Consider the following 8,462-nt stretch of genomic DNA (forward strand, 5'->3'; position numbering starts at 1 on the left):
ACGCCCTTATAAAAGCAACCCGTTTGAAATACTAATAAAAAAATGACCAAACCGACTATCACTAATAGTGCCGATTGGTCATTTTTATCTTAATCACATGGAGATTCACATGGCAGAGACGATCCCTGCTGGTAAATCAAAATAGATAAGCTATACTATTCTTACTTATTTGATTGCCCAAGCAGTCATTCCCGGAATATATGTTATTAGCATCAAAACAACAAGCATTATCCCGATAAAAGGTAAAATTTCCCGGCTCAGTCCTGCCAAAGATACTTTGGATATATTGCTGGCTACATAAAGCGCCGTACCTACCGGCGGCGTTAGCAATCCAATCGTTAAATTGATAACCATCAATAAGCCGAACTGGGTGAGATTTACGCCTAACGCTTCGGCAACAGGTACTAATACCGGAACAAGCAGAATAATTGCCGGTCCGCTATCCAGAAACATTCCTACAATTAACAGCAGAATATTGATTAGAAATAAAATCATATATTTATTATCTGAAACACTCAGAATTGATTCGGTGATTTGCTGCGGAATCTGCTCACTGGCTAACAACCAGCTAAACAACGATGCCGTCGCAATTAGAAAACTGATTACCGCAGTACTATTTACGGCCGAAGAAAAAATATCTGGAAAGTCCGTCCATTTTAATTCTTTATAAATAAATTTACCGACAAATAATGCATAGACGGCTGCAACCACGCCGCCCTCAGTCGGCGTAAATAATCCCATTCGGATGCCGACAATGATGATTACCGGCATCATCAGCGCCCAAATCGAATCCTTGAAAGCAGTCCAACGTTGAATCCCGGTCATCTTAGGTTCGACGGGGTAATTCCGTTTTTTGGCAACGTAATATGAAAGAAGCATAAATCCCAGGGCAATAAGTATTCCCGGCAGGAATCCCGCCACAAATAAATCACCGATTGAGCTGCCGGAAGAAACGCCGTAAATAATCATGGCAATACTTGGAGGAATAATCAGGCCGATACTTCCTGCAGCTGCGACCAGCGCGGCTGAAAATGGCCGATGATAACCCCGTCTAACCATTTCCGGAACCATGATTGTACCAATCGCCGCTGTGTCTGCAACACCGGAACCTGATATTCCTCCCATTATAACACCGGTTATGGATACAACATGTGCCAGACTGCCTCTAATACCACCCACAAGCGATAGCGCAAAGTTTATAATCCTGCTTGTTATTCCCCCCTTTTCCATCAGTGCTCCGGCAAGCATAAAAAAAGGAATTGCCATTAGAGGAAAAGAATCCACCCCTGCAAACATACGCTGAATCACAACTTGTAATGGATAATCACCGGCAAAAAACATAGCTGCCAAGGAAGCAATCCCTAATACAAAGGAAATAGGCACCCCTAAAAACACAAGGACTATAAACGTAATGAATAATACAGCTATCATTGAACCCACGAAATCACCCTCTTGTAATGTCTTCGCAAAGGTTTTTCAGCAGATAAAAAATCATCAGTATGCCGCTAATTGGCAGAACAATATAAATATACTTCATCGGAATCTGCACAGCCGCACTCATCTGGCGAGCTCCCAACGTCATCATTTTTATACCCGCATATACCAGTACGCCGGCAAAAACTATCATGACAAGGTAACCGAACACAAGTATTACTTTTTGAAGTTTCTGTGGAAAAGCCTTTACCAGTAAATCAAGCGCAACATGGGATCTGCTTCTCACTGCCAGTGCTGCCCCTAAAAAAGTCATCCAAATAAAAATATGCCGTCCAATTTCTTCCGACCAGGATAGAGAGTTGCTAAAAGCATACCGCGCTATCACCTGGGAAAAAATTATGGCCACCATTGCCAACATTAACAGAAATGTTATAAATTTTAGAACAACATACAGCTTTTCTTCCAGTTTAGCAAACACTGTAGTCTTCCTCCATTCCGGCCGTCCGTTCTATCACTGATCTCCATGATAGAGCAGACGGCCTTCTTTCAATCAATTTCCGCTTAATTGCCTGCAGCGATTATTTTATTATACAGTTCCATTCCATATTTTTCGGCGAATTCCTGATGAGTAGTCTTAGCCAGTCGAGCCCAATCTGTAGTATCAGGGGTTGTAACCTTCATCCCTTTGGCCTGTAAATCTTTAAATAGCTCGTCTGTCTTTTCTTGCACAAGCTTATTCTCGTATTGAGTGGCTTCTTCAGCTGCTTCCGTAATAGCCTTCTGCTGTTCCGGCGTCAGCTTCTCCCAGGTCTTGTTGCTCATAGCCAATATGACATATTCATATTTATGATTTGTTATAGCAATATATTTTTGAACTTCATTTATCTTCCCGGCCTGGATGTATGGAATTGGATTTTCTTGAGCTTCTATGACATTTTGTTGTAGTGCTGTATACACTTCACCCCAAGCCATAGGCGTAGGATTGGCACCCATCGCTTTCCATGCGGCTACCATAGGAGGAATCTCCGGAACACGAATTTTAAGTCCTTTTATATCGTCCAGCGAATTTATCGGTTTGTTTGACGTCAATTGTCGCGGTCCCCTTTCCCAGAAAGACAAACCGCGGATATTGGAACTCTTTTGCAAATTGGACAGCAGTTCTGCTCCGACCGGACCATAGATTACCTTACGCAAATGATCTTCGTCCTTAAAAAGATAAGGCATCTCCATAATCTGGAGCGAAGGCTCAAAATTGCCCAGAACCCCGGCAATCAATGCAAAATCAACCGAGCCCATTTGCAGCCCCTCAGCCATATCCCGATCATTACCAATGGTAGAATTCGGATAAATTTTTATAACAATCTCACCATTGGTTTTAGCGCTTACCAGTTCGGCAAATTTCTTTGCTCCCAGTTGCCATAAGTCAGACTCGCTTTGAATGTGACCAAGTTTTAATGTAATTTGTTTCTTTTCACCGCCTGCAGGGCCTTCTTTCTTAGTTCCGCCACAACCTGTAATTGTGAACACCATAAATACCAGCAGAAGAAAACTAACCAACTTTTTCATAATGACCCTCCTCGTATAATAAGTTTTGAAAACAATACTCCGCTTATGCGTAGGCTCATTTTAAATCCCCGTCAATGACGTTGAATCATGCTCGCGGCCTCATTTCTCAGGTGCCAGGCAAGTTTTACACTTTCCTCCAGTTCCTCGGCGGCAAAAAATGCATCCATCAAGCTATTACCACCAACTGCAAGGCCGTGATTCTGCAGCAAATAGCCGTCACTTAAATTTACTCTTGCCGCAAATGCATCAAACAGTTCCTGCGACCCTGGTTTCGCATAGGGAATTAACCCGATTGTTCCCACCTTCATTCTTAGATACGGCGTATAGGCAGGTACTATATCCGCTGTATTTTCATGTGTAAGACAAGACCACAACGTCGAATAAAAGCTGTGCGTATGAATAACTGCCTGTATTGAATCGCTCTTGGCAAATAAAATTTTATGGAGCGGCAGTTCCTTGCTTGGTGACAAACCGGAAAGTTGAACATCTTCTTCGGCAGCATTTACAAACGATGCTACAGTCAGGCTGCCAAAGCAAGTGCCGCTAGCCGTAACGTAGATCTTCCCTTTGTGTTTAAAGCTAAAATTGGCAGTAGAACCGGTCGTCCTCCCCCTGTCAAAAAGGCTTCTGGCAATCCAGACAGCAGTCGCTAATTTTTGTTGCAAGTCGTCATCCATACTATCACCCCCGCGTCATGTCCAACGCCCTTTGGAAAAAATCTTGCTGACCAAAATTGCCTGATTTCAGTACCAGCCGCAGTTTTTTACAGTTTAACGGTACCATAATGGGAACGCCGGGAGCTATACTCTCACCAATAATAAAACCATCCAGTCCCAAACCCATAATAACCGCACCAGCTGTTTCTCCACCAGCCACTACCAGCCGTGTGATATTATTGGCTACGGCGCGCTTGGCAATTTCAGCGATCAAACTTTCAAATAAGGCAGAGATTTTTTCCTGCCCAAGTTTTTTATTTTCTTGTACGACATCCGGGGTGTCGGAACTGTAAATCAATACCTCATGCCTTGAATTTACACAAACAAAATTCCATATATCTTCAACAGTTGCTTGTCCTTGCAAAAACTTGGACGGCTCGATCTTGTATGCCGCTCCGCCATGTTTTATGAATTCATTAATTTGCTCTAAAGTAGCCTTGGAACAACTTCCCGCCAGAACTATGCCCCGTCCCTTTGTTCCGCTTGTAATTCTATCTTCCTGGGGAAGCACACCGTCCTGCCGGTATTTGCGTCCTAACGCTGATAACAAGCCCGAACCACCGGTCAGCAGTTTAATGCTGCCGAATACCTCGATGATTTTTGCCGCGTCTTGTTCGGTAATATAGTCAGGAACAATATAAAAATGCTGCTGTTTTTCTGCAAATTTCGCTACGTACCGGAGAATTTCAGATTTTGGTTTCATCAGCTGCTGTTTATTAATCGACAAACATGGATACTTTCCCTGAGGTTCCATAAGCTTGGCAATCTCTGAGTCCCACATCGGATTCAGGGGATGGCTTTTCATATGACTTTGGTCTAACGGCACCCCGTCTACGTATAGCTTTCCATCTTTAACAATGCGTCGATTAACCGGCAGCGCCGGACATATCACAGTATACTGCTCTTGATAATCTTCCAGCGTGCTGTCTATAGTTGGTCCAATATTGCCGTCTTTTCGGGAATCAAAAGTGGAGCAATATTTGATGTAGAACTGCTTGGCTCCACGCTCAGCCAGCCAGCGAAATGCCTGCCGGGTATCAGACACTGCCGACTGCGGTTCCATATTACGTGTTTTCATGGCAATCACCACAGCGGAACAATCGCTGGTTATATCAACATCTTTGAGCACCCCGTTAAGCAGTATTGTATTAATTCCCTCTTTCACCAAAAAAGATGCTGCATCACTAGCCCCTGTGAAATCATCGGCAACACAGCCCAATAATAATTTGTCATTGGCGTTACTCATGCCGTACACTCCCTTAGAATATTAACGCGTTATAGTTTCACTATCACTTTAATAACATTTTCTTTCTTCTGGCTCAATACGTCTAGAGCAGTCTGTGTATGATCCAGATCCATAGTTTGAGTAATAAAATCACGTAAGTCAAGACCATTTTGGATCATATCGGCAGCTTCTTTGAAGTCTCTGGTTTCATAGGTCATAGCACCAAACATCGTTAGTTCGTTCAAAACAACTTGATAAGAATAAAAAGGATATTTCGTTGTAATCATTGCGATAACGCCGACTTCACCGCGTTTACGCACGCATGCAGCCGCCTGATCTAAAATATCAGGAGCCCCGGCGGCTACCATGGCTAGATCAGCCCCCCTGCCTCCATTCAGACCTTTCACAACAGCTGCCACGTCCTTCTCCCGGGGATCAATTGCTGCTGTTGCTCCGTGTTTGAGCGCCATTTCGCGGTTAAAGGCTGCTACATCTGTACAAACAATCGTCTTATATCCCATTTGTTTTGCCACAACCAGTGTTAATAGACCGATAGTCCCCATTCCCAGAATTACGAGACATTCCTTGGCCTGGACAGTAACTCGGTGCATGGCATGTACAGCTACCGCCAACGGTTCTATCATGGTACCCATTTCAAAACTGATGTTATCATTCAACTTATAAATCGTCTTTTCCGGTGCGTTGAAATATTCCACAAATACGCCAATCCATTTGGCTGTTCCGGGAACTATCTTGTTGTTGCACAGATTCACCAGATTCTGCCGGCAATACTCACACTCGCCGCAGCCTACTTGCGGTTCTACCGTAACGCGATCGCCAATTTTTATGTTTTTGACATCCGGACCGATTTCTACTACTTCTCCGGCAATTTCATGCCCCAGTATAGCAGGCGGCTTACGAAAAGCATGTGTTCCCCTAAACAAATGCAGGTCTGATCCGCACACCCCTACTGTTTTAACCTTAATAAGCACCTCGTCGCCCTGAATATCGGGTCGGTTTATCTCCTGGATAGCAACCTGTTTTACATCTGTAACCAAAGCAGCTTTCATTTTCATTAAAAAACCCCTCCCCAAACTGCACGCAGTTCATGCAGTTATTAATTGATTAATTTAAGTTTAAATTGATAAGAAAATTTATTCAATACAACGCAACGACTAAACTGTTTATTTTTTGAACAAATAATATATTCATTCTATTTTTGTTCAAAAACAGTACAGAAACAATTGAAGCGATAACTAAAATAGGTTATAATTGTTCTAAAATAAATCAGTACAGTAGAAAGTGTGATATTCTTGAGCAAAGCAAAAATTTTAGCCATCCTACCCTATCAGGGATTAAAAAACCGGCTATTGGAAACTGCCAAAAAGCACGATGATGTAGAAGTCCATGCTTTTGTAGGCGACATGATAGAAGGTGTCGAAGTAGTTAAATCTATTTCCCAGGAAAATTATTCAGTCATTCTATCACGAGCCGGTACAGCAAGTCTGATTGAGCAAGTAGTCAACATCCCCGTCATTGATATCGGCATTAGCATATATGATATGCTGCGTGCTATCCGACTCTCCCAAAGTTATGAAGGAAAGTTCGCCATAGTAGGCTTTCCCATGATTACGAAATATGCAGTTTTAATCAATGACCTATTAGAATATCAATTGAATATTTTTACCGTGAACGATACAAGTGAAATTTTGGAATGTCTTAATAAACTCAAGGACATTGGTTTTGAGCTTATTGTAGGCGATATGATTACCGTAAACAACGCCCGCCGTGTCGGCCTAAATACCATTCTGGTCACATCCGGCGAAGAAAGTATTGATGCTGCTTTAACCCAATGTATTAAGTGGCATATTCACAACGAAAAACTGAATGAACATAATAAGTTGCTACGTAGCATCTTACATAAATTAAATCAAGGTATCTGCGTATTCAGTCTGCAAAAAGAGCTTTTATACAGCATGGAACCTGCCGCAATCTCTGATCATTTACGAATACAGAGCGAGCTTCACAAATACGTGGATACTGTTATTACAAATAATGACCTGAAACTGATTAAAAAAATTGGTGATAACTCGTTTTTCATAAATGCCAGTATTCTCAATTATAACGATATCAAATCTGTTGCGTTCTTCTATGAAATCGTCCCCGATATTTTCAAACCTAAAAACCGACTGGTTACCTACAGAAATCTAGATGACGCACCTTCTGTTAATTTAGAAACCTTTCCGTATACAAGCATAGCACTAAAAAAAGCAATGGAATACGTGACGCGGTTCAGTACCACTTCACTTCCCATCGTTATTTACGGTCCACGGGGCTGTGGCAAAGATTCTTTTGCATATGCAATTTACCGAAAAAGCATATTCCAATTTAATCCCCTAATCACCGTTGACTGCAAGTTTGCTTCCGGCAAACTATGGGCATCTTTACTTGAAAGTGAAAAATCCCCCTTAAACCGGGCCCATTTTACCGTCTATTTTAAAAACCTCCACCTGCTTACCGATGCACAGCAAGCCGAACTAGAATCCTATCTAGAAAATACATATATACAAAAACGCAACCGCCTTATTTTTTCTTTCGTTTATGATTCTTCTACCACTTTCGTTAAAGGTTCACTCATGTATTACATTTGTAATGTGTTAGGATCTCTGTCGCTTCTTGTTCCTACACTAAATGAGCGAACGGATGATATACCCAATCTGGCTACGTTATACTTGAATGAATTAAATTCCAAAATGGGTAAGCAGGTGATTGGGCTCCAGATAAATGCTCTCAAAGCACTGAAGGAACATCACTGGGAAAACAATCTTGATCAATTCAAAAAAGTCATTCAGAAACTGTTTGTTATGACTGATTCTCCTTATATCAGCGAACAACTAACCTGCGAAGTCTTGGAAAAAGATAGCCCTTTAGTCGGCACTTCGCAAAACAACATACCAATTGATCTGAGCGGGACACTGGATGAAATCACCAAGAACATAATTAAGTTAATTTTAGAGCAAGAAAATATGAATCAGTCTAAGGCTGCCAAACGTCTGAACATTAGCCGCAGTACCCTTTGGAAAAAGCTCCAATAGTACTCTTACTGGACAGTCAAAAGTTCTGACACCTTAAGAAGCTTGCCAATCATCCATGAAGTCAGGTATTTTATAAAAACATTTGACTGTCCGGCATAAAAAAAAGACTTGGCTTGTGCCAAGTCCGTTAAAGAGAAGAATCATTTTTTATTTGCGCACGATCAACGAGCGGAAATATAATCAATCCCGCTTTGAATTGCTTTTTCATTGATCGCAAACAGCTGCGGTTTTTTCGCAAATATTTTGGCAAAGGCCTTAAGTACTGACTCGGCCTTCACTGTTCCGGCAGCGGCAATGACTGCGCCAAGAACCACCATATTGGTTACCTTGGGATTCCCCAATTCTGCCGCGATATCATTTGCCGGAATTTTATAAGCGGTAATGTCGGTCCGCTTAGGAGCATGGTCAATAAGCGAGCTGTTTATA

General features: G+C 42.0%; 8 protein-coding genes. 1 reads left to right on the forward strand and 7 read right to left on the reverse strand.

Annotation, left to right across the window (positions count from 1 at the left end; all coding sequences use genetic code 11):
* Positions 1-165: 165 nt before the first annotated feature.
* The 6 genes from ABFC84_10055 to ABFC84_10080 form a co-directional block, all read right to left on the reverse strand.
* A complete protein-coding gene (locus ABFC84_10055; GenBank protein MEN6413080.1) occupies positions 166-1,431 on the reverse strand; it encodes a TRAP transporter large permease in 1,266 nt (421 codons plus the stop codon).
* Positions 1,432-1,444: 13 nt separating this feature from the next.
* Positions 1,445-1,912, reverse strand: coding sequence for a TRAP transporter small permease (locus tag ABFC84_10060; protein MEN6413081.1), 468 nt, complete (start codon positions 1,910-1,912; stop codon positions 1,445-1,447).
* Between the two features lie 83 nt (positions 1,913-1,995).
* Positions 1,996-3,000 (reverse strand): TRAP transporter substrate-binding protein, encoded by a 1,005-nt coding sequence (locus ABFC84_10065; protein MEN6413082.1) that lies wholly within the window; start codon positions 2,998-3,000, stop codon positions 1,996-1,998.
* Positions 3,001-3,071: 71 nt separating this feature from the next.
* Positions 3,072-3,677, reverse strand: a complete 606-nt coding sequence (locus tag ABFC84_10070) for a class II aldolase/adducin family protein (protein MEN6413083.1) — start codon at positions 3,675-3,677, stop codon at positions 3,072-3,074.
* A 4-nt stretch (positions 3,678-3,681) separates the two neighbouring features.
* Positions 3,682-4,962, reverse strand: coding sequence for a 3-oxo-tetronate kinase (gene otnK / locus ABFC84_10075; GenBank protein ID MEN6413084.1), 1,281 nt, complete (start codon positions 4,960-4,962; stop codon positions 3,682-3,684).
* Positions 4,963-4,991: 29 nt separating this feature from the next.
* Positions 4,992-6,017, reverse strand: a complete 1,026-nt coding sequence (locus ABFC84_10080; GenBank protein ID MEN6413085.1) for an alcohol dehydrogenase catalytic domain-containing protein — start codon at positions 6,015-6,017, stop codon at positions 4,992-4,994.
* Positions 6,018-6,254: 237 nt separating this feature from the next.
* Here ABFC84_10080 and ABFC84_10085 point away from each other — a divergent pair, with 237 nt between their 5' ends.
* Positions 6,255-8,036, forward strand: coding sequence for a PrpR N-terminal domain-containing protein (locus ABFC84_10085; protein ID MEN6413086.1), 1,782 nt, complete (start codon positions 6,255-6,257; stop codon positions 8,034-8,036).
* A 161-nt stretch (positions 8,037-8,197) separates the two neighbouring features.
* Here ABFC84_10085 and ABFC84_10090 read toward each other — a convergent pair.
* Positions 8,198-8,462 (reverse strand): 2-oxoacid:acceptor oxidoreductase family protein (locus ABFC84_10090; GenBank protein ID MEN6413087.1); only part of this gene is annotated, 265 nt, incomplete at its 5' end.

The organism is Veillonellales bacterium (assembly GCA_039680175.1).
In the GTDB taxonomy this organism is placed as follows: Bacteria; Bacillota; Negativicutes; order JAAYSF01; family JAAYSF01; genus JBDKTO01.